The 26,738-nt window shown below is 59.7% G+C and carries 19 protein-coding genes and 1 tRNA gene; 11 read left to right on the forward strand and 9 right to left on the reverse strand.

Translation table 11 applies throughout. From position 1 onward, the window contains the following. Positions 1-168 precede the first annotated feature (168 nt). The 5 genes from CORTU0001_RS09495 to CORTU0001_RS09515 all read left to right on the forward strand — a co-directional run bounded on the left by CORTU0001_RS09495 (position 169) and on the right by CORTU0001_RS09515 (position 7,441). The gene (locus CORTU0001_RS09495; RefSeq protein ID WP_005329389.1) at positions 169-2,832 is read left to right on the forward strand and encodes a (Fe-S)-binding protein; all 2,664 of its coding nucleotides are present in this window, start codon (positions 169-171) and stop codon (positions 2,830-2,832) included. Positions 2,833-2,866: 34 nt separating this feature from the next. Continuing rightward, on the forward strand, positions 2,867-4,144 hold the full coding sequence (locus CORTU0001_RS09500; RefSeq protein ID WP_005329391.1) for a cation:proton antiporter: 1,278 nt from the start codon (positions 2,867-2,869) through the stop codon (positions 4,142-4,144). Between the two features lie 57 nt (positions 4,145-4,201). Continuing rightward, positions 4,202-4,843: a DUF1707 SHOCT-like domain-containing protein gene (locus CORTU0001_RS09505; protein ID WP_244262112.1), complete on the forward strand. Its 642-nt coding sequence runs from the start codon at positions 4,202-4,204 to the stop codon at positions 4,841-4,843. A gap of 55 nt (positions 4,844-4,898) precedes the next feature. After that, positions 4,899-6,128 carry a pyridoxal phosphate-dependent aminotransferase gene (locus CORTU0001_RS09510; protein WP_005329397.1) on the forward strand — a complete coding sequence of 410 codons (1,230 nt, stop codon included), beginning with the start codon at positions 4,899-4,901 and terminating at the stop codon, positions 6,126-6,128. Between the two features lie 149 nt (positions 6,129-6,277). Further along, positions 6,278-7,441 carry a YibE/F family protein gene (locus tag CORTU0001_RS09515; RefSeq protein ID WP_005329399.1) on the forward strand — a complete coding sequence of 388 codons (1,164 nt, stop codon included), beginning with the start codon at positions 6,278-6,280 and terminating at the stop codon, positions 7,439-7,441. A gap of 71 nt (positions 7,442-7,512) precedes the next feature. On the opposite strand, the gene CORTU0001_RS09520 is transcribed toward CORTU0001_RS09515, so the two are convergent. Continuing rightward, positions 7,513-8,835 carry a UDP-glucose dehydrogenase family protein gene (locus CORTU0001_RS09520; protein ID WP_005329402.1) on the reverse strand — a complete coding sequence of 441 codons (1,323 nt, stop codon included), beginning with the start codon at positions 8,833-8,835 and terminating at the stop codon, positions 7,513-7,515. Positions 8,836-8,877: 42 nt separating this feature from the next. Continuing rightward, the gene (gene dcd, locus CORTU0001_RS09525) at positions 8,878-9,441 is read right to left on the reverse strand and encodes a dCTP deaminase (protein WP_005329405.1); all 564 of its coding nucleotides are present in this window, start codon (positions 9,439-9,441) and stop codon (positions 8,878-8,880) included. A gap of 65 nt (positions 9,442-9,506) precedes the next feature. Here dcd and CORTU0001_RS09530 point away from each other — a divergent pair. From CORTU0001_RS09530 to CORTU0001_RS09540, 3 genes are all read left to right on the forward strand, one after another. Continuing rightward, positions 9,507-9,580 (forward strand) — tRNA-Gly (locus CORTU0001_RS09530). Between the two features lie 47 nt (positions 9,581-9,627). Continuing rightward, positions 9,628-9,816, forward strand: coding sequence for a hypothetical protein (locus tag CORTU0001_RS09535; RefSeq protein WP_005325457.1), 189 nt, complete (start codon positions 9,628-9,630; stop codon positions 9,814-9,816). A 107-nt stretch (positions 9,817-9,923) separates the two neighbouring features. Next, entirely contained in the window at positions 9,924-10,853 is a 930-nt protein-coding gene (locus CORTU0001_RS09540; RefSeq protein ID WP_005329407.1) for a class C sortase, read from the forward strand. Between the two features lie 84 nt (positions 10,854-10,937). Here the strand turns inward: CORTU0001_RS09540 and CORTU0001_RS09545 are convergent, their stop codons facing one another. The 7 genes from CORTU0001_RS09545 to CORTU0001_RS09570 all read right to left on the reverse strand — a co-directional run bounded on the left by CORTU0001_RS09545 (position 10,938) and on the right by CORTU0001_RS09570 (position 23,182). After that, complete coding sequence (locus CORTU0001_RS09545; RefSeq protein WP_005329410.1) at positions 10,938-14,447, reverse strand: DUF6923 family protein; 3,510 nt, start codon at positions 14,445-14,447, stop codon at positions 10,938-10,940. Continuing rightward, positions 14,447-15,298 carry a SpaA isopeptide-forming pilin-related protein gene (locus tag CORTU0001_RS11555; protein ID WP_083312490.1) on the reverse strand — a complete coding sequence of 284 codons (852 nt, stop codon included), beginning with the start codon at positions 15,296-15,298 and terminating at the stop codon, positions 14,447-14,449. Before CORTU0001_RS11555 ends, CORTU0001_RS09545 begins: the two co-directional genes overlap by 1 nt. A gap of 4 nt (positions 15,299-15,302) precedes the next feature. Next, positions 15,303-16,211, reverse strand: a complete 909-nt coding sequence (locus CORTU0001_RS09550) for a class C sortase (protein ID WP_425265841.1) — start codon at positions 16,209-16,211, stop codon at positions 15,303-15,305. A 193-nt stretch (positions 16,212-16,404) separates the two neighbouring features. Beyond that, positions 16,405-17,871 carry a SpaH/EbpB family LPXTG-anchored major pilin gene (locus CORTU0001_RS09555; RefSeq protein ID WP_005329416.1) on the reverse strand — a complete coding sequence of 489 codons (1,467 nt, stop codon included), beginning with the start codon at positions 17,869-17,871 and terminating at the stop codon, positions 16,405-16,407. Positions 17,872-18,516: 645 nt separating this feature from the next. Beyond that, positions 18,517-20,298 carry an ABC transporter ATP-binding protein gene (locus CORTU0001_RS09560; protein ID WP_005329418.1) on the reverse strand — a complete coding sequence of 594 codons (1,782 nt, stop codon included), beginning with the start codon at positions 20,296-20,298 and terminating at the stop codon, positions 18,517-18,519. A gap of 3 nt (positions 20,299-20,301) precedes the next feature. Continuing rightward, positions 20,302-21,987, reverse strand: coding sequence for a VanW family protein (locus CORTU0001_RS09565; RefSeq protein WP_005329420.1), 1,686 nt, complete (start codon positions 21,985-21,987; stop codon positions 20,302-20,304). A 34-nt stretch (positions 21,988-22,021) separates the two neighbouring features. Then, positions 22,022-23,182, reverse strand: a complete 1,161-nt coding sequence (locus CORTU0001_RS09570; protein ID WP_005329421.1) for a glycoside hydrolase family 3 N-terminal domain-containing protein — start codon at positions 23,180-23,182, stop codon at positions 22,022-22,024. A gap of 58 nt (positions 23,183-23,240) precedes the next feature. On the opposite strand from CORTU0001_RS09570, the gene CORTU0001_RS09575 reads away from it, so the two are divergent. The 3 genes from CORTU0001_RS09575 to CORTU0001_RS09585 form a co-directional block, all read left to right on the forward strand. Then, positions 23,241-23,747, forward strand: a complete 507-nt coding sequence (locus tag CORTU0001_RS09575; protein ID WP_005329423.1) for a universal stress protein — start codon at positions 23,241-23,243, stop codon at positions 23,745-23,747. 22 nt (positions 23,748-23,769) lie between these two features. Then, on the forward strand, positions 23,770-23,967 hold the full coding sequence (locus tag CORTU0001_RS09580; protein WP_005325448.1) for a DUF2613 domain-containing protein: 198 nt from the start codon (positions 23,770-23,772) through the stop codon (positions 23,965-23,967). Positions 23,968-23,969: 2 nt separating this feature from the next. Continuing rightward, on the forward strand, positions 23,970-26,738 hold a 2,769-nt coding region (locus CORTU0001_RS09585), incomplete at its 3' end, for an alpha-(1->3)-arabinofuranosyltransferase domain-containing protein (RefSeq protein WP_005329426.1).

Raw genomic sequence — 26,738 nt, forward strand, 5'->3', positions numbered from 1 at the left:
CCGCCGCCGTGCACAGCACGTTTAGCAGAATATGGCGGCCGAGTTTCTCATCTTGACAGTGTACAGCCCACCCCGCCGTGATACCGCACTGAATGCAGACTCTCTGATTTCCACCCCTAGGCTTTAAGGTAGATAACAACGTGGAGCATCAGTATTAAAGGAGCACGCATGACCACCGTGTTCGGTTGGATCGCTATAGCCGCATCGATTCCGGTGTGGCTGTACTTTTTCACCCGCGTATGGGCCCTCTTTAAGTTCATCCGCTCCGGCGGACCCACCCAGCTCAAGCGCACCGATAGCCTAGGCAAGCGTTTATGGCGCGTTATTGCGGAAGTCTTTGGTCATTCCCACTTCAAGGGCAAACCTCTGGTCAATGCCGCCCACTGGCTGGTGATGGTGGGATTCCTTTTCGGCATCCTGGTGTGGTTCGAGGCCTATATCCAAACCTTCGCGCCGAATAAGGGCTGGCCGTGGCTCAGCCACTGGCCGGTCTACCACTTCGTTGAGGAAGTCTTGGGCATCGCGACGGTCCTAGGCATCGGCTTCCTCATCGGCGTGCGTCTCAAGCTTGGCGATACCGATCGCGGCAGCCGCTTCTTCAACTCCCAGACCGCCTCGGCGCGCTGGGTAGAGTTCATTGTCTTTTCTGAGGGACTCGGCATGATCCTGGTGAAATCCACCAAGATCGCCACCTACGGCGGCGGCTCCGCCTGGGCGGATTTCTTGAGCATCCACTTGGCCAAGCTCTTCCCCGAATCCCCGGCGTTGGTGAGCTTTTTCGCCCTGTTCAAGCTGCTATCCGGCATGCTGTTTATCGTCTTCATCTCCCGCAATTTCCAGTGGGGCGTGATGTGGCACCGCTTCACCAGCTTTTTCAATATTTTCTTCCAGCGCAACGCCACCGGTGAAAAGGCATTGCAAGAACTGCCCACCCCGGACTTAGAAGAAGACATCACCCCGGGTAGTTGGAAGATGCTGCTGGATTCCACCTCCTGTACCGAGTGCGGCCGCTGCCAAGAACTATGCCCGGCGTGGAATACCGAAAAGCCGCTGAGCCCCAAAAAGGTCATGATGGACCTGCGCCAGGGCGCACTGGATAACTACAACCCGCACGAAGGCCTAGATGTGCTGTCCATGGCCGGCGTTATCGATGATGACGTGCTGTGGTCATGTACCAACTGCGGTGCGTGCGTGGATCAGTGTCCTACCGATATCGAGCACATCGATCACATCGCGGACCTGCGCCGCTTCAAGGTGCTTGCGGAATCGGACTTCCCTTCCGAGCTCACCGGCCTGTTTAAGAATATGGAAAACAAGGGCAATCCGTGGGGCCGGAATAACTCTGAGCGCCGCGCCTGGATCGATGAGGCACGGGCCGATGGCATCGACGTCCCCATCATCGGTGAAGACGAGGCCGATTTCTCCGATATGGAATACCTGCTCTGGGTGGGCTGTGCTGGCGCTTATGATGACGATGGCCGCCGCACCACTCGTGCCGTAGTAGACCTGCTGCATACCGCAGGCGTGAAGTTTGGCGTGCTCTCCACGGGTGAGACCTGTACGGGTGACCCTGCCCGCCGCGCCGGCAACGAGTTCCTTTTCCAGATGATGGCGCAGCAAAACGTAGAGACCCTCAACAACGCCTTCGACGGTGTGCCAGAGGGCCAGCGCAAGATCATCACCACCTGCCCACACTGCTTTAACACCATCCGCAACGAGTACCCGGATTTTGACGGGCATTTCGACGTCTTCCACCACACCCAGCTGCTCAACCGCCTGGTTCGCGAGGGCTTGCTCAAGCCGGTGCCGCGCACGCCGGAGAATCGCAAGCCCATTACCTACCACGATCCGTGCTTCCTCGGCCGCCACAATAAGGTCTTCGATCCTCCGCGCGAGCTGCTCGAGGCCACCGGCGTGGAGCTGCGCGAGATGGACAAGAGCCGCGATGAAGCCTTCTGCTGTGGCGCCGGCGGCGCCCGCATGTTCATGGAGGAAAAGCTCGGCACCCGCATCAATGACTTCCGCACCGAGCAGGCTCTAGAGACCGGCGCGGAAGAAATCGCCACCGGCTGCCCCTTCTGCAATGTCATGATGACCGGCGGCGTGAAGTCCTTGGCGCAGGATTCCACCCCCACCACCAAGGTCAATGACGTGGCGGTTATGCTGCGCAATTCCATCGCGCTCGACGAGTCCGGCACCCTGCCGGAGCCCCACCCCAAGGCGTTCCTGGCCACCCCTGTGCGCCACCAAAAGTCCGAGGGCACCACTGACGCCCCGCTTGCCGACGCCCCTACTTCCGCCACCCCAAACACCACCCACACCCCGGCCGCATCGGCACCAGCACCAACCCCCGCCGCTCCTGCAGCACCAGCCGCACCCGCAGCGCCGGCTGCACCGCAGACTCCCGCGGCACCAAGCGCACCCACCCCGCCAAGTGCTCCGGCAGCGCCAGCGCCCCAGGCACCAGCAGCTCCAACACCGCCAAGCGCACCCACAACGCCTGCGGCCCCGGCGGCACCAGCCGCGCCGACCCCGCCAAGTGCTCCAGCAGCTCCTGCACCAAAGGCACCAGCAGCTCCTGCTGCGCCGAGCGCACCAGCTGCACCACAAGCTCCGGCGGCTCCAACCGCTCCCGCGGCACCGAGCGCTCCTACCCCTCCAAGTGCTCCGGCAGCACCAACGCCGCCGGCAGCCCCGAAACCTCCACAGGCTCCTGCTGCGCCCATCCCGCCAAAGGCTGAGCCGCCAGCCGCACCGACCCCGCCAGCACCGCCGGCGGCTCCGGCACCACCGGCGTCGGAAAGCGTGCCCAAGCCACCTGAATCTGAGTAGGCACGCAGGGGCATTGGTGCGTACGCTGTAGTCCATGCATTTTAATGCGGGACTCCCCACCGATGCCCTGCTGCTGGCGGCAGGCGCAACCGAAAATACAAATTCCCTCGTCTCTTTCGCCTGGATTATGGCCGCGGCTCTACTCGCGCCGCTGGTCTCTTATATGTTGGGCTACCGCCTGCCGTCGGTGGCCCTCTTGCTGATTTTCGGCATGATAATTGGCCCCTCCGTACTCGACCTCGCAGCCGAGGATGAAGGCATCGAAATGCTCAAGGAGCTCGGCGTGGGCGCGCTGTTCCTCCTCGCGGGCTTTGAGATTCAAATCTCTACCCTCAAAACCAAAGAAGCCGGCACGGCACTATCTACCTGGATCATCTGTGCCCTCGCCTGTGGCGTGGGCGCCTACTTCTTGGTGGATAACGTCCCCGGTGCCATCGTCGTCGCCTTGGCGCTTACTTCAACGGCGCTGGGCACGCTCACACCGATGTTGAAACAGGACCGCATTCTGGGCACCAAGGTGGGCAACTCCGTGATGATTCATGGTGCCATTGGTGAGGTCGCCCCCATTACCGCTATGGCGCTGTTGCTGGGTACTCGTTCCACGCTGACGACGATGATCATCTTATTGTTCTTCATCATCATCGCTGTAGCCGTTGCCATCATGCCGGCGGCTATCGCATCAGCGATCCCTTGGGTGAAGACCGCTTTTATCTCTGGTGCGGGCTCAACCAACCAAACGATTCTGCGTCTAATCATCCTTATTCTGGCCATTCTTATGGCCGTTACCGCAGTCTTTGAACTCGATATTGTGCTCGGTGCCTTTGCTGCCGGCATCATCTTGAACCGCATCATCCCGGATGAGTTCCACCGCCGCCTAGAGCACCGCCTTGATGTGGTCTTTTATTCGATGCTTATCCCAGTCTTCTTTGTGGTCTCTGGCATGAGCATTAGCTGGGATACCATCGCCAATAATCCGTGGAAGGTGCTGGGCATTCCAGCCCTTATTCTGGTTACGCGTGGTCTGCCGGTCTTTCTGCGCGAAAATGTAGCGCATACCGGCTCCGATATTGAAACCTTCCGCGAGCGCCTCCAAGTGGGCTTGTATTCCGCAACTGGTCTGCCGATCATCGTGGCGGTGACCACCTTGGCGGTGAACTCGAAGATTATGGAACCCGAAAATGCCTCCATCTTCGTCTCCGGCGGCGCACTTACCGTCGCCCTCTTCCCATTCCTGGCCAGCCTGGTGGGCGGAAAGAAGAAGCCGGAAAAGAAGGACGAGGCGAACTCCACCGCTGAGACAAAGGACCTATAGGCAGCGTTCGCTAAGAGCACGCCCCTAGCAGGGAGGAAATTTCCTAAACTGGGAGACGTGAGTAATAACTTTGGTTCTTCCCCTATCAATCGGACCATGCGCCTGTCCGATTCCGAGCGCAACGATGCCATCAATGACCTCGCCCGCGCCGTGGGTGAAGGCCGGTTAACCATGGAGGAGTTCGAGGACCGCTCGGACGACGTCATGCGTGCCCACACCCACCAAGACCTCGTGCCTGTCTTTCAAGACATTCCGGCGCGTGGTTCCCACGAGGTCAAGGTCTATTCCCGCGGTGAGGTCACACGCGCCCATAATGCAGGCAAGAAACCAAAGTTTGCGACCGCACTTTCCGGCTCGATGCTGCTTGCCGTTGCCAGCCCAACGCTTATCGTGATGAGCGCGACCTTGAGCAACCCATGGCTTTTACTCGGTGGAGCGGCAGCAGCCGCGCTCATCCCGATCCTGTGGATTCTGCTCTACGTTGCCAAGGTGGGCCCTTCCTCGTGGCACGCCCCATCTGTACGCCAGATTGAGAAAGAACAATTGCGCGAGATTCGCGCGCTCACGGCGCATGAGCGCGCACAGCAAAAGATGATCGAAGAAAAGATGTGGGCCGATCGACGCATGCAAGCCGGCGAAATTACCGGACAGGCTATGGATCTGGCCAAGCGCAAGTTCAACGAGTGGAATAAAAAATAGTCATTGCCGCTGTTAAAGCGTTTTGTGTGGCTGTGAATCGTGGCACAATAATTCCATGACTTCTCCGAAACACCGCATCTTTGACCAGTCCGACAAACTCAAGGGCGTCGCGTATGACATCCGTGGCGAGGTCTCTGCGGAAGCGGAACGCATGGAGCTCGATGGGCACACCATCTTAAAACTCAACACCGGTAACCCGGCCGTCTTCGGATTCGAGGCTCCCGATGTCATCATGCGCGATATGATCGCTGCCCTGCCTACTTCCCAGGGCTATTCCACCTCCAAGGGAATCATTCCTGCTCGTCGGTCCATTGTTACCCGCTACGAGCTAGAAGATTTCCCGCCCTTCGATATCAACGATGTCTTCTTGGGCAATGGCGTCTCCGAACTCATCAGCATGACCACCCAGGCGCTGCTTAATAATGGCGATGAGGTTCTCATCCCGGCACCGGATTATCCGCTGTGGACCGCAGCTACTTCCTTGGCAGGCGGCACCCCAGTGCACTACCTGTGCGATGAGGAGGATGACTGGAATCCATCTATCGAGGACATCGAGTCCAAGATTACGGATAAAACCAAGGCCATTGTGGTCATCAACCCGAATAACCCAACGGGTGCTGTCTACTCGCGCGAAGTTTTGCAGAAGATTGTGAACATCGCCCGCGAGCATAACCTGCTCATCTTGGCCGATGAGATCTATGACCGCATTCTTTACGACGGCGCGAAGCACATCTCCATCGCTTCGCTCGCCCCGGACCTGCTCACCATCACATTTAATGGCTTGTCCAAGGCCTACCGCGTGTGTGGCTACCGCGCTGGTTGGATGGTGCTCACCGGTCCTAAGCACCACGCCCGTGGCTTCATCGAGGGACTGGAGCTCCTAGCCGGAACGCGCCTGTGCCCAAACGTCCCAGCACAGCATGCTATCCAGGTGGCGCTAGGCGGCCGGCAGTCCATCTACGAGCTCACCGGTACCGGCGGGCGCCTGTTGCGCCAGCGCAATATCGCCTACGAGAAGCTCAATGAGATTCCGGGCGTTTCTGCGGTAAAGCCCATGGGCTCGCTTTACCTCTTCCCGCGCCTGGATCCGAACGTGTATGAAATCCATGATGATGCCAAACTCATGCTGGATATTTTGAAGGCGGAAAAGATCCTCATGGTGCAGGGAACTGGCTTCAACTGGCCGAACCCGGATCACTTCCGCGTGGTGACGCTGCCGTGGGCATCCCAGATCGAAAACGCCATCGAGCGCCTTGGCAACTTCCTGGTGAGCTATAAGCAGTAGCTTTCTCCCCCACCAGTTGCTAATGATATTGATATTCCATAACAATATAGTGCATGGGAAGACATTCTGCGGCACCTAAGCCTCAGCCGACCCCTAGTTCATGGGGTCGGCTCTCTACTTCGATAACTCAGCATCCATGGCGATTAACTTTGCTCGGCGTGCTCGTCACAGCGCTTATTGCCACCATTGCGGGCATGGCATTGCTGTGGCCTCAGAGTCCAGCCTCCGAGCACACCTCCACCGATTTTCGGCAAACTTATGCCCTCAACCACCCACAGGTCGAGGGCACGGTCGATACGACAGACCACTCGGCTTGCCAATCGGAACTTACTGGGCAGGCCTTCGATACACCGCCACTTATTCCTGGGACTGAGGAAGTGCAGTGCGACCGTGCCCTGGTCAATATCACCTCCGGCGAGGACGAAGGTCGCATGACCCAATTGGTCACCTACGGCAATGCCGGCGATCCGCAGCTTAAACCGGGCGACAAAATTGTTCTTTCCAAAGCAGATGACCCTTCCGGCGCTGCGTCCTATGCTTTTGCTGATTATCAGCGCACCAGAAGCCTAGCTCTGTGGGCAGTTATCGTGGCCGTCGTCATTATCGCTTTTGCGGCCTGGCATGGCGTGCGCGCCCTTATCGGCTTGACGCTCAGCCTAGGCGTGATCTTTGCGTTCCTCGTCCCCGCTCTTATCGACGCCCATAACCCCCTCTGGTCCGCCCTTGTTGCCTGTTCCGCCATCATTCTGTTCGCCGTTCCTCTCGTCCACGGACTGAATTGGAAATCGGCATCGGCGGTGGGCGGCTCCCTTATCGCTCTCATTCTTGCAGCAGCGTTAGCGTGGGCCGCTATCGATAGTTCGCAGCTACAAGGCTATAGTTCCGAGGACAACCTGAAGCTACTTCTTTATATGCCCAACGTGTCCATCGTGGGCGTGCTCTTATGCGGTTTTGTGGTCGGTGCCTTGGGCAGCCTTGCCGACGCCGCCGTGGCCCAAGCATCCACCATTACCGAACTCCACGGAGCGGACCCTGATGCTCGCCCTTCACAGCTTTTCCTCTCCGCAATGAAGGTGGGCCGCGACCATATTGCCTCAATGGTTTATACGCTAATTCTGACCTATACCGGTGCGACCTTGCCACTGCTCATGTTGATCACCGCAGCGGAGCGCCCCGCAGGCCAGATTTTAAGCAGCGATCTCGTCGCAACGGAGCTGCTGCGTTCCGGAGTAGGTGCGATGGCATTGACCCTCGCGGTTCCCATCACTACAGCCATTGCAGCTTTCACAGTGCCACAGCGCGCACAAGCTTAGGGCCCTTATGCAGAAGGCTGAGCAGCGCAATAATCACGCTGCTCAGCCTTTGTATCTCAGATGTAGCGGACCTAGAGGGTGCGCCCCAAGGCCTCGACCTTCCAGCCCGCCTGTTGCCAGTCTGCAACAGGCAGCACATTGCGGCCATCGATAATGTGCTTATTGTCCACAAGCTGGCCCGCCTGCTGCGGATCCAATTCTTTGAACTGCTTCCACTCGGTAGCCAAAATCACCAGTTCAGCCTCACGCAGGGCATCGTCAGTGTCCGCGGCGTAATCCAAGGTGGGGAATACCTTCTTCGCGTTGTCCATGCCTTCTGGGTCATAGACGGTTACTGCCGCGCCAGCCAGCGACAGGGAACCGGCAACGGCAAGGGCAGGCGAATCGCGCACGTCATCGGAATTCGGCTTAAACGCACAGCCCAATACGGTCACGCGGTGGCCAAGCAGGGAGCCATTGAAGGCTTCCTTGGCAAGGTCCACCACGCGGTCACGGCGGCGCATATTGATAGCATCCACCTCACGCAGGAAGGTCAGCGCCTGGTCGGCACCAAGCTCGCCAGCACGGGCCATGAAGGCGCGAATATCCTTGGGCAGGCAACCGCCACCAAAGCCGAGGCCGGCGCCAAGGAACTTGCGGCCGATGCGCTCGTCGAGCCCAATGGCGTCGGCAAGAGCGGTAACGTCCGCGCCTGCAATCTCGCAGATCTCAGAAACGGCGTTGATAAAGGAAATCTTGGTGGCCAGGAACGCATTAGCGGAGACCTTGACCAGCTCGGCGGTCTGCCAATCCGTCACGATGAATGGGGTGTCCTGCGAGAGCGGCTGAGCATAAACCTCGCGCGCTACCTCTTCGGCACGGCTTTCGCCCTCGCGCACACCGAGAACGATGCGGTCTGGGGTGATGGTGTCCTTGACGGCATACCCCTCACGCAGGAACTCCGGGTTCCAGGCGATTTCCACGGTGGTGCCTTCTGGGGCAAGCTCATTGGCCAGCTCCTGGAGCTCCGCCGCGGTTCCTACCGGAACGGTGGACTTACCAAAGATGATGTGATCGCCCTTGAGCTTGGGCACCAGATCCGTGATCACGGCCTTCACGTAGGTCATATCGGCCGCATAGGAACCGCGGCGTTGCGGGGTGCCTACGCCCAAAAAGTGCAGGTTGCCGAACGCGGCTGCTTCTTCATAGTCCGTGCTGAAGTCGAGGCGGCCGGCCTCGATATTGCGCTCGAGAACCTCCGGCAGGCCCGGTTCATAGAACGGAACCTTGCCCGATTTAAGAGCGGAAATTTTATTGTCATCTACGTCCACGCCTAGTACTTCATGGCCGAGCTCGGCCATGCAGGCAGCATGGGTTGCACCCAAGTATCCGGTGCCGATTACAGTCATACGCATAAAGCCCCATATTAGAGGCTCTATGTGAATGCCGGTTTAAGCCTATCGAAAATTCAGGTAAGACTTCGATGGCGTCGGGCCGCGCTGCCCCTGGTACTTCGAGCCCAGCGAGCCGGTGCCATATGGGCTTTCCGCTGGTGAAGTCATCTTGAAGATTGCCAGCTGACCCACCTTCATGCCCGGCCACAGGGCGATAGGCAGGTTGGCGGTATTAGAAAGCTCGAGCGTGATGTGACCGGAAAAGCCTGGGTCAATAAAGCCCGCGGTGGAGTGGGTCAACAATCCCAGGCGGCCGAGGGAAGACTTGCCCTCCAAGCGACCGGCCAAGTCTGCCGGCAAGGTGAATTTTTCCAGCGTGGCACCCAGCACGAACTCGCCTGGGTGCAGGATGAAGGACTGATCTTCTTCTACTTCCACCAAGGTGGTGAGGTCCGGCATTTCCTCTTTGGGGTCAATATGCGTGTACCGCGAGTTATTGAAGACTCGGAAATACTTATCCAGGCGCACATCTACGGACGAGGGCTGGATAAGTTCGCTGTCGAAGGGCTCGATGCCCAGTTCTTCGGCGTCAATGGCGGCACGGATATCACGATCTGAAAGAAGCACGGCCCCAATTCTACTCATGCTAAAGGCCGCGGTGTATAGTAGGCCGGAGCGTACAAACGCGCAGTGCCGACGTAGTTTAATGGTAGAACTGCAGCTTCCCAAGCTGCTAGCGCGGGTTCGATTCCCGTCGTCGGCTCCACTTGTTTTCCCATTTCATGGACTAATTTCATACCTACAGGATGGACCATGACAGCCCCTATCTTCACGCCTAAAACCACAGCGGATCTTCGCGCTGAGCGTGAGCATGTACTTCAAGATCTTGCGCCCCGCACAATCGATGAGCTCCACGAACAGCGCGCGGTTGATCAAATCTTGGTCATCGACGAGGCAACTCTGAATCGGTATGAAGCCCTGTGCTTTGTTATCGGCGACTAGACAGACACGTTTTCTCTCAGAGCTACATCTTCCCTAGCCTGAGATTCAAAAACTACCCCCACGTCAGTACCAGGGCGTGCGGTCACAAACCCCACAGGCAGGACACAATGGGCAAGCACGAACCAGCGGAAATCATCGACGCACCCAAGAAGAAGCGCGTCAACCCCAACGCCATCATTGCGTTAATTCTGATCCTCGTCGGCCTCGGTGTCTTGCTCTACCCCGTCGTGGCCACGCAGTGGAACAACCACACCCAATCCCGCGCCGCGGAGGAATACGCCAAGCTGGAAAAGCAAGCCCCGCCTGAGGTACTGCACACCGCGTGGGACGAGGCGCAGTCTTACAACGCGCAGCTGGGCCAAATCAGTGTGGAAGACGCTTGGACCACCACCGATGACGAAGACTCCCCCAAGTACCAGCGCTACCGCCAATACCTGTCTGTGCTGTCGGAGACCGATGCCATGGGCCGCATTGTTATCCCCTCCATCGATTCCGATCTGCCCATTTATCATGGCACCTCAGAAAAAGCACTCTCCCGCGGCGCTGGCCACCTCTACGGCACGGACCTACCTGTCGGCGGCGTCGGTGGTGGAGAGGGCCGGCACGCAGCACTTTCCGCTCACACTGGCCTACAAAATGCCACGCTGTGGGACAACCTCACCAAGGTCAAGAAGGGCGATGCTTTCTACATCGCCGCCGGCGGCGAGAAGCTCAAGTACGAGGTGCACGATATTCGGGTCGTCGAGCCTGCGGACACCAGCTCGCTCCACCGTGAGCCAGGCCAGGACCTCGTTACGCTCATTACCTGCACCCCCTACGGTGTAAATACCCACCGCTTGCTCGTCACCGGCCACCGAGTGCCAATGGATCCGGAAGACGAGGCCGCATTCAACAGCTCTGGTATTCACTGGCAGTGGTGGATGTGGGCCATTCTGGCTGCCGCTGCCATCATCGTGCTTCTTCTCATCTACTGGTGGCGCAAATATGTGGGCAACGGCAAGGGCGCCGCGCTTGACGACGACCCGCAGGACTCCTAACCGACAATGAGCATGCAATAAGGCCCGCCCTTCCCTGGTTATTGGAAAAGCGGGCCTTTTCTAAAGTTGCGGCAAGCGGTGGTTCTATGCCCAGCGGCGTCGCAAAGCGAGGCACCCTGCCGCGACAATCGCGCCACCAGCGAGCGCCCACAGGCCTACGCCCTCACCACCGGTCTTGGGCAGTGCACCCTTGGTGATGTCAGCGACCTGAAGGACGCCGATTTTCTTCACACAGTTGGCAGAGGTGTCAGATTCAGCGCACCTATTACTGGTGATCGCGGTCCCCCCGGAGAGCACCTTGATGACTGCATTGCCATTCTGATCCCACTCCGTCGAGAACTTGATCGGCGCGGGCAGCAGATTATAGCCGTTCGGTGCCTTGGTCTCGATGAGGTAATAAACGCCAGGGGCGTCCAAGCCTTCGAGCTTGACGCGGCCTGTGGTGGTGGTCGTGGACTGCTTCACCACGGGGTTAGCATCAGCGTTGACGCTGCCATCCGCGTTTAGCTTCAGGTTGCCGTTAGCATCACCGCGGTGGACGGTGAACTGCGCGCCGCCAAGCAACCCGTCGGTTTGGATCTCGTCCGGGTTGTCCGGATTATAGCTCGCCTTTTCGAGCAGGACGTCCATAGTTTCCTTGGTCTCCAGCGGGATACAGTCAGTATCCTTCCAGCCGCCTATTTCTGCCTCGTTCATGAGTCCAAAGTTGGGCTCGTGCAGGCCATCCTTGGTGTAGCAGCGGGTGTTTCCTGCAGGTTGGCTCGGGTACCCGGCGGGTACAGAGGTGCTGTCCAGCTTTGAACGATCCAGCTTGAAACGCACCGTCACCTCGTAGACATGCTGCCCTGTACTTCCGCCAACACCCTTGGATTTAGGTTTAATGATCTTCGGAGTGTCATTCTTGTTGAGTTCGTACGGACCGGCGCCCAGGTACGACTGCGGCTGACTGGTCCTGTTGAACTCATCCTTGAAGACCACAGTGGCTCCAGTCACCGTGGCAGCACCAACGAACTTCGGGGTGTCCGTGAGCTTGCCGTAGATCACGTCGTTGGTGTCGAAGCCAGGTGCGTCCGGTGCCTCAACTACGACGTTGTACTTCGCGGTATATTCATTCGCTGCACCAGGAACAGGTTGCGGTGTGCTGTCGACGGCAACCTTATTGAAACAGGCTTCAGTAGCGACGTTGTCATCTTCAGCCGGGCTAGACTCCCCGTCCGTGGCCTGGAAGGCCACCTTGTTGGGACTACACACCGTCTTGAGGTTGCCGTTCTCATCTTTTCGCACCGGCGCAGAGACGACATACTCTACCTTCGCGTGTCCGGGAAGGGTACCCACGTAACCCTTCATGTACCCCACCTCACCACTTGTGGCTGACGGCACGTCCATCCCGGCGTAAATGCCGCTCTCAGGTTTGATCTCATTGGGCCCCGGACCACGGCCGTTGACCACGGTAGATCCCGGACCAAAGCCCTCGAATTTCGCAGTGGGACCGGAAGCGTTCACTCCATAGTGAGTATCCGTTGGTAGGTATTCCCAGAATGTGCCGCCCGAACTGGTGTTATCCGTGGTGTTTTCCACGGAGATAGTCCAAAAAGTCCGCACCTCACCGTCCACCACCTTGGTCTCGGAGCGTTGCTTCTTCACCGCAATGTTTGATTGCAGCGCTGGCGGCGGCGGAACTAGGTCGGAGGCCGCGTCCGTGTTAAATGAAGCAGGCAGGTTGTTCATTATGTTGACCAGCTCGAACTTCGGGCTATCATCATCTGGGTTGGTGATCTTTAGCTCAAAGCCCAGCTGATTCGCATTCGCACTACCCGAGCCAAAACCCAGGTTTCCATTGGAGTAGGTCCACGCCTTGCCCCAAGAAGCAGAGGGGTTCGAGATCGTGCGCCCATCCAAGGTCTTGATGCCGGTGAGATCCCAGGTCCTGATGTCGCCGGTCTGTGTGTCAATGCGTTCAAGGATAAGCTTGTCGCCTGCCTGAGCCTTACTCTGGAAACCCCACATATACTTCTGGGCTTGCGGGAGCACCGCCCAGTCCTCCGAGTAGGACTTCTGGCTTCCTAGCACGCGTTGAGCCGTGACTTTGTCGACGTCGACCTTATAAAAGTGACGGCTACCAGAAGTGGACGTGTTGCCCACAAAGAATCCCTCGCTGGTGTACACGCCAGCGTTGAGGAGATCCCGGTCGCCGCTCGTTTCAAACGGGGTACCGGTACTTCCGGCCTTTAAAATAGGCCCAAGATTATATACTTCACCGGTTGCCGGATTGATCTGCAGGAGATTTCCTGCAGGGTAGCAGGGATCACCATTTTGACCGCGAATCTGGCTTACCGCATAAAGCCAGTTATCACTCGAATCAAAGGCTAGAGCATTGTATACCCAGGGAGTGGACTCTCCCACCTGGCGAAAGTCTCGGCCTTGGTTGACTTGACGGCTCAGAATGGAAGTGTCTCGGCGAAGATCCTTAGGTTCACTGGTTACAACGTAGACAGGGCTACCGTCGGCAAATTCAGCTGGGGTGAGATCGCGCTTTGGCTGTCTGCTTGTAACCGGATCTTGGCACTCCTCTTTCGCAGGAACGGTGAAGGAAGCTGTAAACACTGTATCGGCTGGCCCGCGGTGAACACCCTTAAACTGAATCTGTGCGGTGCCACCAATAGTAATCTGCGGCAGGATGACTTGGTATTCCTTGGCGCTAATCCTTTTGTAGGTCACCTTCGCCTCATACCAACCTCCGTTGGCACCGGTGTAATAGATCGTCAGGTCATCAGGGTTAGTCGATAAATAACTGTTAACGCTGGATTTGAGGGTAACCACCGTGCCTTGCGGAATGGACAGCTGGCCGCCAAAAAGCTCACCGGCCGGAATCTTAAAGTTCGGGATATAGCGGCTTCCCTTGAGCACGTATCCATCGTTTACCATCGTGATGGTGCGGTCGCCTGCAGCGTACGGGGTAATGTTCGGCGCCGCCATCAGACGGGCTGGGGCCGCGTCAACGTCAGCAATATCAAGCGGCTCAGTCACCTCCGAAGGGGCTTCTAAGGCTTCGCTGGATTCAGGTGATGACGTGCTGGTAGTCTCCTCGGCTACTCCACGCACGTCGACGGACATCCCGCTCAGTTCGGATTCCTCTGCGACCGCTGGGATCTTCAGTGAGAAAGCTGCCCCTGCTGGCACGTCAGTAGAAAGGCCAGCGATTCGGAAAGTCACTGAAGAACTGGTTGATTTTACAACGAGGTTGTCTCCTTCGCGGACGGGGATCACTTCGCCGTCGATAGTCAGTGTGTAGGCCGAGCCGTCGAACTCCAGTCCTGCAGTCTCAACAGTGAATTCCAACTCCTCCACGGTTCCGGCGTCAACAAAGTGGCCTTCAAATGTTGCGGAGTCGCCAACAGTCAGGCTCAGTTGGTCTGCGGAATCGAGCTTGGTGCGCAGGGTTGTGGTTTGTGCTTCGGCTACGGCACCAACGATTCCGGGCAGAGCAGCCGGTGCAGCAACACCAACAACGAGAGCCAGTGCAGCAATGAACGCCGCAAGAGCACGCCAGCGGTACACAACCGGCTCGACCGGATGAGAATCTGTCCAGGACATTAGCGTCCCTCGCTTTCTGAATTCTTCCTACGGCTAAAGGCAATCATCACGAAACCAGTGGCAATCAATGCCAACGCTGCGGCTACTACACCGATTACCTGTGCACCGGTCATCGCCAATGAGCCACCATTGCCCGACGACGTTACTGGGGTTGAGGTCTTACCGGCACTTGGAGTACCCGGCGGCGTTGTCTCGGGTTGGTGAGGTGGCTTCCCTGGTTTAGTCGGTGGATAGTTCGGAGGTGTTTGCGGGGTATCCGGGCGTGACGGCGGAGCGCTCGGAGCAGATGACGACGTGGGTGGCGTCGGCGTTTCACCCGGTTTGTGGGTCTTAGCCACGATTACTCCTGGTACTGGTTTCGGGTTATCTACCACCGTGTGGAATGGAACCGCCACCACAAACGGGTTTATCTCTCGGTAGGAATCATCCGGCGCTGTAGACGTCACCACATAGAAGCCATGAGCTAGACCATCAAACGTCACCTCGCCATTGGCATTGGTGACCAGATCCACGTGCACATCGGTGCGCCAATCACGAACCTCGTCGAGATTCGCGTTCCGTACGCGGGCTGCGTCGTCAGCGTTGGTCGGGTCCAAGCCGGCAAGCCGGTCCAGATGAATTGTGACACCTTGGATTTTTCCCGAGGGCGGCTGGCCATCGTCGTTGGGATTGCCTTGTGTCAGCCGGATTGTCACTGTATCCGTAGCCGAAGTGCGTTCCGCACCAGTGGACTGCTGCCCGGCAACCTGCACCGCTTCTGCAGCAACGACGCCCGGCCCTGCGAACGCAACCGCACACGCTACTCCGACGGCAACCACTCGGGCCGACCATGCATTTGTCAACCTCTTCATCGCCTTACTCCCGCACGCTACTTTCCTTATTAATAACTTCTTGCACCCCGGTAGCCGCCTTCTGGCGACGCAGCCACCACACCAGCCAACACCCAATGACAATCACCGCAGCCAACAGCGCGTACATCCACCATTGCCAGCCCGGACCATGGGAGTTTTCAAACACCGACTCCTCCCCAGGCTCCATAGGAACCTGATGGCCACGCACCAGCAAGCGATGCGTGTTGATCCCGTACGGGGTGCACGTAATCAGCGTGACGTAATCCTGATCGGCGACTGGCCGTAGACCATCAACTTCACTCGGCAGAACCACTTGAATGCTGTCGACGACGTACTTCAATTTGTGGCCAGCAACCTGGATGTAGAACACGTCTCCCTCGGTGGCAGAGTCGAGGTGATCAAACATCGTCGAATTTGCCAGACCCGTATGCCCCGTAATGACGGAGTGGGTTCCTGATCCGCCTACCGGCAAATCAGAACCATATAAATGTCCCAGTCCACGCTGCAGTGTCTTATCCGCGGTGCCGTGAAACACCGGTAAATCAACGTCCACCGCTGGGAACACGAGTCGAGCCATCGCTTCGTTCTCGCCCAACTGCTTCAGATAAGCCTCATAGTCGGGATTGTCTACCCCGATACGGTTCAGCCACGGATCCAGAATCGGACCCGACGTATGCTCCTCGTTGTATGCATGCGCAGCATCCCAAACCGAATCCTGAACCTGCGCCGGTGTCGCTTTATCCAGTCGCGCATATTCCTGCGCCACCCTCGAGGCGTTCCAATTGTTCCATGCGGTCGAGACCACTGGGTACAGCATCACCAACAACCCGACGACAACGACTACCGCCGGAAGGACTAGGCCTCCACGGCGCCTGTGCCGTCGGCCTGCATTTTGGCCTACCACCGTAGTCAACGACCCGCACCACCCAAAAGAATGTCCCACGCGCTAGCGCAGCGCGACCGGGATTACAACGAAAGAGAATGAAGGGGACTGAAGTCTATACCTAGCCCAGTCCCCTCACTGGGTCGAGCACCATATTTTGATTACCCGACCCGCAGCGCAAACCATCATGGACAGTCTGCGCCACCGGAACTATGCCCGGCTATTAGTTGCGCGCGGTACGACGAGCGAACCAAGCACCAGCAGCAACAATCGCTGCGCCAATAGCAGCCAGGATGCCCACACCGGCGCCACCGGTCATCGGCAGGTTCGGGGTGTCCTGCTTAATGTTGTCGATCTCGGACACGAGGGTAATCTTGTCGTCACCGTTCAGTTCACCAATCTCCGCGATCTTGTCGCGGGTGAAGTCAATCTCAGTAACGTCTTTCTCCGGCAGCGCGTAGCCGGCCGGAGCCTTGGTCTCCTTCAGACAGAACCTCTTGGTAGCCGGTGCTTCCTTGTTGTCCTCGAAGTCGGTGACGTGCAGGCCATCGATGGTGAAGGTACCGTCAGCGCCGGTGGTCCAATTCTCTGCGTTACCAATCTTGATCTTGGAACCCAGCTCGGAGGCCGAGGTGCACTGATAGAGCTCAAACACAGCGCCTTCCAGGACCTTGTCGGCTTCCTTGCCGTCCTTCTTAACAACCTTGAGCTTGCCGTGATAGGTCACGACCTCATTGGTCTTGTTCTTGACCTCGTTGCCGGTGTTCGGGTTGTTGAAGATGACGTCAGCCTGGTTCTTCAGCTCAGTGCTGTCGCCCACTTCCTTGCGCTTGACCTCGAAGGTCAGAGACATCTTGTCACCGGACTTAACCTTGGCAAGGCCCTGGTCGGTCAGCTTAACGACGAGCTTGTTTCCGTTCTCAGCCGGATTGTTGACCTCGTAGTCACCGGCACCCAGAGCGGTCTCTCCAGCCTTGACCTCGGTGACCTTCTGGAAGTCCAAACGCTGGTCCAGCTGATCCTCGAAGCGGAAGGCGGTCAGGCTCTTACCCGCACCCCAGGTCGGAGCATCCGCGTTGATGGTGTAGGTGTACGCGTCCTGGATGTTCTGATCTGCATCCTTGACAGTCTTCTCGGTCTTGGTTTCCGCGTTCTTCGGGTACGCGATGACGTCGTAGTTCCAGGCATCGGAAGCCTCATTGACCATCGGCACCGACACGATGAACGGAGCGCCAGTAACGATGCCGTCCGGGGCCTTCGTCTCTTCTACCAAGTAGATACCCAAGTCCAAGTTTTCGAAGGCCACCTTGCCGTCGTCACCAGTGGTCAACCCAAAAGTCGTTGTGGTTTCGTGACCCTTGGCATCGGCAGCGGTCTTCGGGAACGTCGCCCAATCACCGTTCTGCAGGTCGTAATCAAGCTTGGTGATTTTGTAGGTCACACCAGGCAGAGCCTCACCCGGAACGCCCGCCATTTCCTTACCAGTGGCCCGACTATTGGTCTCGGCACCCTTCTTCTTGAAGAGGGTGATCGAACCCTTCTTAGTGAAATCGATGTTTGCTTTGTTCACGGCCCCCTGCTCAGCGCCAGGGTTCTCCTGGGCCAGTGCACCCGGAGCGGAAACGCCCAAAGCGAGTCCGGCGATAGCAGCGAAGGCAACTGAACGAGCGGTACGAGAGATCTTGTTCACGGAAACTGGTCCTTTACACGAGTTCTGAAATGAGGCACCGCGCCTCATTGGCTGTGTGCAATCCATTCCCCACGGTTCACGCACCATGACCTGACTCGTTGCTAAGAATCTTTCGCCTGCCGAGAGTAGGAGTAGTTTTCAGGTGGAAACGTCTACGCAGGCCCCAACCTTAACTAACGATAGCCTGTGGATTACATAACTAGATTCTACCCCAGCGTGTTGGGCAAAGTCCCCGACTAAAGCTCCTCCCCCGCAAAACCGGCTAAACTTCTCAAGAATCCGCACGGTCCACCCAAACGTGAAGACTCCTTCTGCAGTTCAACTAATGCTTTCGAGACGTCATCTAGTTTTGTGTGAAACTGAACACATTGCCCCTTTAAGGGGGTAAGCCTGCTCGATTTTACACCCGTTACATAGAATGCAAGCTTCACGCAGGAGAGTAGCTTCCCAGAGAGCACCTTCCAACGACGACGAAACGAACCATATATGCTGCCAATACCACCAGGTAGAACATCCCCTTTGATGACCCATAAAAGGAAGCGTCACCAAGAGCGCTCAAGGTACCCTGAACTCATTTAGATTCTCAGCCTTCAACAGCCCACGTACCAAAGAGTTAATAGCGTTAAGATTCCTGACAAGAGCTCTCTACGTACTCTGAGCCTCGTCGACAGCACGAAGAAGCGCCGCATAGGCACCGCCGCACGCAAGCAGCTCGGCGTGGGTGCCGCGCTCGACCACGCGGCCAGCGTCGAGGACGATGATCTGGTCGGCATCGCGGATAGTGGACAGGCGGTGGGCGATGACCAAGCGGGTAGCATTCGCGCCAAGCACTGCCTCCTGGATGGCGCGCTCCGTCTCGTTGTCGAGGGCGGAGGTGGCCTCATCCAAGATGAGCACCCGTGGTTGGCGCAGCAACGTGCGGGCAAGCGAAAGGCGCTGCTGCTCACCGCCGGAGAAGCGGTAGCCGCGCGAGCCCACCACTGTGTCCAGACCTTCCGGCAGCGCGGCGATGACCTCGTCCACGCGCGCGGCGTTAAGCGCCGCCCACATCTGTTCCTCACTCGCATTCGGCTGCGCGAAGAGGAGGTTCTCCCGCACCGTGCCGTGAATCAGGTAGGTCTCCTGGGAGACCACGCCAATGACCTCCGCGCGCTGCTCAGGTGGAATATCGCGCAGGTCGACCCCGCCCAGGTGCACGGTGCCTTCGGTCGGATCGGCAAGGCGCGCAAAAAGTGCGGCCACCGTGGACTTGCCGGACCCGGTATGCCCCACTAGCGCGGTGGTGGTGTGGGCGGGGATGGAAAGGGAGACGTCGGAAAGCGCGTCGGTGTCGGTGCCGGGGTAGCGGTAGGAGACGTGCTGGAGGGTGAGGGAGGCGTCGGCAAGCTGGGCGGGCTGGGTGGCCTCGGTGAGTTCGGGCTCCAGGTCCAGGTACTCGAAGATGCGGCTAAACAGCGCCATCGACGCCACCCACTGCGCGCCCACGTTGAGCAGGCCGGTAATGGGACGGAAGATCTGGGTCTGCAGGGTGGAAAAGGCGATGAGCGTGCCAATCGTAATGCCCGGGCGCAAGCCGGCCGCCAGGTAAATCAGGGCCGGCATCACGCCGAAGATGATTTGCGTCAGCGCCATGCGCCAGCGCCCGGCCAACTGCGATTCCAGCTCCAAACGGATGAGGGAGCGGGAGGTTTTCTCAAAGCCGTCATAGACGCGCTCCTGCGCACCCAGCGTGGCCGCCAGGCGCATGCCGGACACGGACAGGTTCTCCGAAATGGTCTGCTGCAGCGTCGCCTGCGCGCGGCTGTTTTTCTCCATGAGGCTGCGGCGCAGAACGGCGGCGCGGCGGGTCAGCCACACTGCAGGCGGCAGTACCACCAGGGACAAAAGCGAGAGGGTAGGCGAAAGCGCCACCATCGCCACCAACGTAGCCACAGTCATGGTGAGGTTGCTGGCCACGGATGTCGCGGTTGTGGTCACCATGCCGCGCATCGCCGCGATGTCATTGGTCAGGCGCGACTGAATCTCACCGCCGCGGTTATTGGTAAAGAACTGCAGCGACTGGCGCTGCAGGTTGGCAAAGACCTGCGTGCGCAGCTCGTGCATGATGGTGTGCCCCACCCGCGCCGACAGAAAGGACTGGATAACGCCGATGGCCTGGGAGACCACGGTGATGGCCAGCATGCCGCCGACGAGCCACAGCAGCAGCGCGGTGTCGTGTTCAGGAATGGCCTCATCCACGGTGCGGCGCACCAGGAAAGGCTGCACCACCGTCAGCCCGGAGGTGGCGATGATGAGTGCCACCACCAGCAACAGCGTGCCGCGGTGCGGGCGAAACAGGCCGGCGACGCGGCGGAAGGCAACCGGGTGCTGGGCCAGCTGATCGATGTCCGCCGGGTCCTTCACCGCGGTGTGCATCGGCCGGGTCATGGCTTAACCGCAGGTAACGATGGGCTGCGGGTCGTAGACCGTGGTGGTGGTCTCCCGGGAGATCTCCTTGCCGGAGAGGTCCTTGATCACGCGGGTATCCGAGGTGGTGAAGCCCGGCGCGCCAGACGACGGCGAGCAATCCTCGCTCACCGACTTGCGCTGCGGCTCCGTCTTGGCCCAGCGGCCGTTGTTCACAGACTCAACGTCGACGGTCTTAGTGCCCTTCAGGCGCACGGTGATCTTGCCGCCACCAAAGTCGGTCTCGATGCGGACCGGGGTATTGAAGGTATTAGTGAACTGCAGGTCGATGGCGCCCTCGTACACGGTGGCCTCGCGGCCGGCGGGGTAGCGGGAAATGTAGTACGAGTGCGGGGTGTGGGCGGTGTCTTCCATGCCCGCAAAATAGGCAGCGTTGTACAAGGTGGTGGCGAACTGGGAGATGCCGCCACCCACGGCGGAGCCGGAGTGGCCATCGATAATGATGCCGGACTCAACGTAGCCCTGCGCCGTGCCACGGGGGCCCGTGTGGCCGTTGAGGGAGAAGGTCTCGCCCGGGTTGACCACGGCGCCGTTGACCTGTTGGGCCACCAGCTCGATATTCTTGCCGGAGGCAGCGGAGTAGCCCTCAGTGGTGAACTCGCCCACGGTGTCGTTGAAGGTCGCCTTCTTGGCATCGTCGGTGGTGAACTCTGCCGGGTCCGGCTTGTAGGTAGCATCCCACTCGCGGTCATCGCCGGTCACGCGCTTGTCGAAGTCCTTCATGGTCGGCTCCCAGTCGATGATCTCGCCATCTTCGGACGGGGTGATCTGCTTGTCGTTGCCGTTGAAGGAAATCTTGGCATTTACGCCGGGGACATCGGCGCCCTCAGAGCGCTCGGCCAGCAGCTCCTGCGCGCGGTTGGTATCCACGGCGAGCTTGAGCTTGCCGTCTTTCTTTTCAATGCTGGTGAACTGGGAGATTTCCGGCTTATTCAAGGTAGCGCTGACATTATTCTTGGCCTTCAGGGTAATGGGATTATCCAGCGCCTTGGCGGCATCGCCGGTGCGCATGGCCTCGATAGCTTCATCATTGATGGCTGGTTCTACCTCTTGTGGGTCCACGTCTACGCCCTCGGAATCGAGCCAATTATCCGTAACCGCATTGTGCAGGGCGCCGGCATCCACGGTTTGGCCAAGCTTGGGGTCGGTGACCTTGAGCTCACCATTGTTGAGCTCCAGCATGCCATCGACTGGATCGGTAGAGAGATCTTTCTTCACGCGGTCCAGGGCCGGTTGCAGCTGGGCCTCATCCACGTTGGTCTCCACCGGAATATCCCGGGTGGAGCGGAAGAAGCTATACAGGCGGGTAAAAGGATTGAGGGAAGGCTCCTCAATATTGTCCACGGCGCGCTGGTTATCCAGGGCGAGGCCCGACTCGGAGGGAACGAAATCGGTGTGCAGGTCGCCGGAGGTAACGCTCACGGGCTCGGTTTCTACGTCCGCAAGCTCGTCTTCGAGCTTCTCCACGGCGGCGGTGCGATCCATGGCGGAGATATCCACGCCGTTGACGGAAACGGCGCGCGGAATCTTGTCCTGGTTTGCTGCGACATCCCAGGCATAAGCAATGCCCGCGATTAGGACAAGGCCGACCAATACGCCGAGCGCGATGAGCCAGCCTTTAGCACCGTTTTTTCCTTCTGCCTTTTTCACGCCTTAAAGGTTAACGGTTTTAGTGGCATTTTTCCTAGTCCTGTGCGGGCTCGGGTGCAGCGCCGGCCGGGGGAGCGCTGACATGGCGGGCTGCGTCCTCAAGGCGTTCGAGTGGCAGGCGGCCCTGGTCGACGGCGCCAACAACGGCGTCGATCACCGCATTAATGTCGCCTTCGGTGGACCACAGGGGCATGTCGGCACCGGCATTGAGGGAGGTCACGACGGCGTCGGCAAGCGGGTGCGAATCCGCAATCGCCTTCATGCCGCCGATGTCATCGGTATAGATGCGCCCGTCGTACTGCAGGGTCTCGCGGGCTAGGCCATAGGCTTCCGGCAGGATGGAAGCAGGCGTCTGACCATCACCCAGGCCGGGCACGGCGAGGTGGCCCATCATGAGCGCGGCATTGGGCGCTTGGGGAAGAGCGGTTTTAAAAGGAATGAACTCGTGGCCTTCTAGTTCTTTCAACGGCGGGGTAACGGCCTCGGCCAGGTGGGTATCACCAGAGGCGCGGCCGTGGCCCGGGAAATGCTTGAACACGGCCTTGACCCCAGCGGAATCCAGCCCGCGTGCAAAGGCCGCGCCATACTCGCCTGCTTGGACCGGGTCGGTGGAAAATGATCGATCGCCCACAACTTCTAGGCCGTTGCCATCGACGTCGAGCACCGGTGCAAAGTCCACGTTGATACCGTGCACCTTGAGGCTCGTGCCAATCTCGTGCGCAAGCTGCTCCACCTCTTGTGGGGAACGCTCGGCTGCCATCTGCTGCGGCGCGGGATATTCGCCCAGGATCTCTGAGAAACGCTGCACCCGCCCGCCTTCAAAATCGATGGAGACCTCAAAGTCGCGGCCCACCTCCTGGCGCAGGGCATTAATATCGCGGCCCTCTTCCTGCAGCAGGTTTGGATCCGCCCAGCTAGGGATAAAGATTCCGCCCACACCGGCCTCCAGCTTGGCCTTAGCGTCGTCGTAGTTGGTGACCGGCGGCATCAGCACCGAGGCAGCCATGGCGCGGATGTCCTGCTGCGGGGCCTCTTCCTGCGACGTCTCTTCGTGCGTCTCGTGCGTCGCGGCAGCTGAGCTCGACGCGGCCGCGGTGGTGGAGTCCTGGCTCTCATTGTCCTCCTGGGTGGAGGTAGAGCAGGCGCCCAAGGCCGTCACGAGGGCGAGGCTGGCAAGGATGCGCGGAGTTTTCATGCCTTCTAGTGTGCAATATTCCTCGCGTTCTGTCGCAAGCGGTGGGTAGACTAGTGACATGAGTAACGGCGAGACAATGCTAATTGCCTACGATGGCACCGAACGAGCCGGCCGCGCCCTCGAGTACGCGGCCCAGCTGCTGCGCCCCACCACGGTAGAAATCCTCACCGCCTGGGAGCCGGTAGCCCGGCAGACCGCCCGCGCCGTCAGCCGCACCGGAATACACCAGTCCACCGTCTCCCCGGATGGCGTCGAAGAGGATCCGGCCTATGAAGAGGCGCTAAAGATTTGCCGCCAGGGCATCGAGCTGGCCGAAAGCCTGGGCCTAGCCGGCCGCGCCCACCTAGTGGAATCCGCTACCACCATCTCCTCCGCCATCATTGATGCCGCGCATGAGCTGGACGTAGACGTCATCGTCACCGGTACCCGCGCCCTGACCGGCTTCCGCGCGTGGTGGACCAACTCCACCGCCGACCAGATTGTGCGCAACGCCGGCCTTCCCGTCTTCATCGTGCCGCAGGAAAACGAGGATGACGCGGACGATGATGAGGCAGAATACTTCTAAATAGCTGCTAGTATCTTTAGCCATGGCTCTGGAAACCGATTCTTTGAACAAGCGCACCCTTGGCCCTGCCATCGGTAGCGCTGTTGTGGGCATCGCGCTCGGCGTCATCACCATCATCGGCATCGCACAATTCTCCGGCACCGATACCGTGCCGGAAGGCAATGCGGTTTCTGCTTCCGATGCGGTTTTGGGCGGCCCTGAGTACGGATCCCGCAACTAGGTGTGCGTACCCTCCGCGGGCGGCTTGCCCGCCCCTACCCGCTGGGGATCCTTGCCCTAGCGCTCATCCTCCTCGTGCAGCCGTGGGGGTTGACGGTCGCCGATACCAAGCATGATCTGGCGGCCGATCCGCTGCACTTTCTCCGCGGGGCGCTAAGCGCCTATACGGATACCTTTACCCTGGGGCAGCTGCAGAATCAGGCCTATGGCTATCTCTTTCCCCAGGGACCATTCTTCGTTTTAACCCAGCCCCTGCCCGATTGGGTGGCCCAGCGCCTCTGGTGGCTACTGGTCTTAAGCGTCGGCTTCATCGGCTTCCATAAGCTCGCCTGCAAGGTGGGCCTGCGCGGAAGGTGGGTCTGGGTGGCAGCGATGCTCTACGCGCTCTCGCCGCGCACGCTTTCTACGCTGACCGCCATTTCTTCTGAGACCTGGCCGGTCATGCTCGCGCCGTGGGTTATCCTGCCCTTCCTCAATGCCAAGCTCACCTGGCGCGATGCCGCCGCTGCCACCATCCCCGTGGCGCTGATGGGCGCGGTCAATGCCACCGCCACCATCGCGGCGTGTATCCCGGCCGCTGTAATCCTGCTCTACCGCCGCGCCTTCACACCCGGCGCGGCCTGGCTCTTAGGCTGCCTGGCGGTATCGGCGTGGTGGATCGGCCCGCTCGTCGTGCTTGGCCGCTATGCCCCGCCGTTTACGGAATTCATCGAATCCGCCCGCGTAACCACTCGCTGGCTCAACTTGCCCGAGATCCTGCGCGGAACCACGAGCTGGACGCCGTTTGTCGATACCGAGCGCGTGGCCGGCTATGAGCTAGCCACCGAGTCTTTCTTTGTGCTGGTCACCATGGGCATCGCGGCTTTGGGTATCTACGGGCTCACCAAGCTGCCGCGCGTGTGGTCCGTCATGCTGGTGGTGGGCATCGCGGTGCTGGGCTGCCAGGTGGCGTGGTATCTCGATGCGCTCGATGGACCGCTGGCCGCGCTGCGCAACCTGCATAAATTTGATCCGCTGGTGCGCATCCCGCTGCTTCTGGGCGTGGCGCGCGCCTGCGCCCATCTTCCGCTACCGAGAAGTTTGCGCCCTACCAAGAGGCAAACGGTGGGTGCACTGACGCTGCTGCTGTGCATCGCGGTGGTCTCCCCGGCATGGTCGCAGCGCTTGCTGCCGCTGGGCGCCTATAAAGAAGTGCCCTCCTACTGGCACGAGGCTACGGACTTTATCAATACCCATGCTGCCGATACCCGCACCCTTATCTACCCAGAGGCGTCCTTTGCCCGGCAGACCTGGGGATGGACGCGCGACGAGCCGGCCCAGCCGCTGCTCAATGTCCCCTGGGCCGTGCGCGATGCCATTCCGCTCGTGCCACCAGAGGCCATCCGCGGGCTCGACGGCGTGATGGCCGCACTCAAGGAGGACCCAGCCACGGGCGTTCGCTCCCTGCAGCGCCTGGGCATCGGCGCGGTCATGGTGCGCCATGATCTCTTCACCGGCGAGGACGAGGCTCTAGCCAGCAAGTTTGGCGGCGAGGTCCATCGCTTCGGTGAGGTCGATGTCATTCTGCTCAACCACGCCGGCATGTCCTTAGGGCCGACAGAGCCAGTGCGCGTGGCCGGCGGCGGGGAAGCCTTGGCGCTTCTCGACGCCCACTCCACCCCTACCACCCGCCAGCTCGTCGATCGCGACGCCGATATCGTCACCGATACCCCGACGCTCACGGACCGCAACTACGGCACCCTCGATGGTCCCATCTCCGCGCCCCTGGCCGCGGACGACCCCAGCCACGTGAATAACCGCCTGCGCGACTATCCCTCCACTGGGCCGCTTACCCAGGTAGAAACCCACGGCGGTTCCGTGGCGGTTTCCTCCTCGGCCGCCGATGCCACGGCTTTCGGCGGGGCCCAGCCGAAAAAGTCCGCCACGGCCGCGGTAGATGGGGAAAACTCCACCGCCTGGTGGCCCGCGCCGGGCGATGACTCCGGGTGGATTGAACTGCGCGGCTCTTTCACCCAGCCGCGCCTCAAGCTCATGGCCACCAGCGCCACCACGGTAACCGTGCGCTCTGGCAGCGCGGCCGTAGACGTGGACTTACAGCCCTTCCGCTCGCAGGAGGTCCGCGTTCCCGGCGGCGATACCGAGTCCATCCGCGTGGAGCTATCCCACCGCACCGGCATCGCGGAGGTAGGAGTGGAAGGCCAGCCGGTCGAGCGTGTGGTGACCGTCCCGGATACCTCCCCCAATGTGCACCAATTCTTCTTCCAGCGCATGCTGCAGGATACCGGCGTGCTCATCCGCGATTTCACCGCGCCGCGCCCCATGCGGGTAAAGGTAGATTCCACCAAGCCGGTGCTTATCGACGCCCACCGCTACTCCCCCGGCGATTCCCTCACCCTCAGCCCTGGCACGCACCGCGTGCGCACCACGGGGCCGTGGGTGAGCCTGCGCGAGGAGGGCTGGCAACCAGCAGGCTCTTCCGAGCCCACCGGGTACTCGATTGCAGCCGCTGATGAGGATCGCCTCTTGGTCACTGGTCGCGCCTTCAATAAGGGCCTGCGCGGCTACCTAGGCGAGGAAGAGCTAACCCCGCGCGAGATCGATGCGGCCACCCAAGCTTTTGTCATTCCGGCCGGCCACTCCGGTGACTTCCGCATGACCTTTAGCGCCCAACCGGTTTACCGCGCCACCCTCCTCTTCGGCGGCGCCGTGGGCTTGCTCACCCTCGGCCTGTGCATCCTGGCGGCCACGCGGCGCCCGTCCCAGCCCACGTGG

This window comes from Corynebacterium tuberculostearicum SK141 (assembly GCF_000175635.1).
Taxonomy (GTDB): Bacteria; Actinomycetota; Actinomycetes; order Mycobacteriales; family Mycobacteriaceae; genus Corynebacterium; species Corynebacterium tuberculostearicum_C.

Coding starts and splice junctions, on each gene's coding strand:
- CORTU0001_RS09495 (WP_005329389.1), top strand. CDS start 169: ATGACCACCGTGTTCGGTTGGATCGCTATAGCCGCATCGATTCCGGTG.
- CORTU0001_RS09500 (WP_005329391.1), top strand. CDS start 2,867: ATGCATTTTAATGCGGGACTCCCCACCGATGCCCTGCTGCTGGCGGCA.
- CORTU0001_RS09510 (WP_005329397.1), top strand. CDS start 4,899: ATGACTTCTCCGAAACACCGCATCTTTGACCAGTCCGACAAACTCAAG.
- CORTU0001_RS09520 (WP_005329402.1), bottom strand. CDS start 8,835: ATGCGTATGACTGTAATCGGCACCGGATACTTGGGTGCAACCCATGCT.
- CORTU0001_RS09535 (WP_005325457.1), top strand. CDS start 9,628: ATGACAGCCCCTATCTTCACGCCTAAAACCACAGCGGATCTTCGCGCT.
- CORTU0001_RS09540 (WP_005329407.1), top strand. CDS start 9,924: ATGGGCAAGCACGAACCAGCGGAAATCATCGACGCACCCAAGAAGAAG.
- CORTU0001_RS09545 (WP_005329410.1), bottom strand. CDS start 14,447: ATGTCCTGGACAGATTCTCATCCGGTCGAGCCGGTTGTGTACCGCTGG.
- CORTU0001_RS11555 (WP_083312490.1), bottom strand. CDS start 15,298: ATGAAGAGGTTGACAAATGCATGGTCGGCCCGAGTGGTTGCCGTCGGA.
- CORTU0001_RS09560 (WP_005329418.1), bottom strand. CDS start 20,298: ATGACCCGGCCGATGCACACCGCGGTGAAGGACCCGGCGGACATCGAT.
- CORTU0001_RS09570 (WP_005329421.1), bottom strand. CDS start 23,182: ATGAAAACTCCGCGCATCCTTGCCAGCCTCGCCCTCGTGACGGCCTTG.
- CORTU0001_RS09575 (WP_005329423.1), top strand. CDS start 23,241: ATGAGTAACGGCGAGACAATGCTAATTGCCTACGATGGCACCGAACGA.
- CORTU0001_RS09580 (WP_005325448.1), top strand. CDS start 23,770: ATGGCTCTGGAAACCGATTCTTTGAACAAGCGCACCCTTGGCCCTGCC.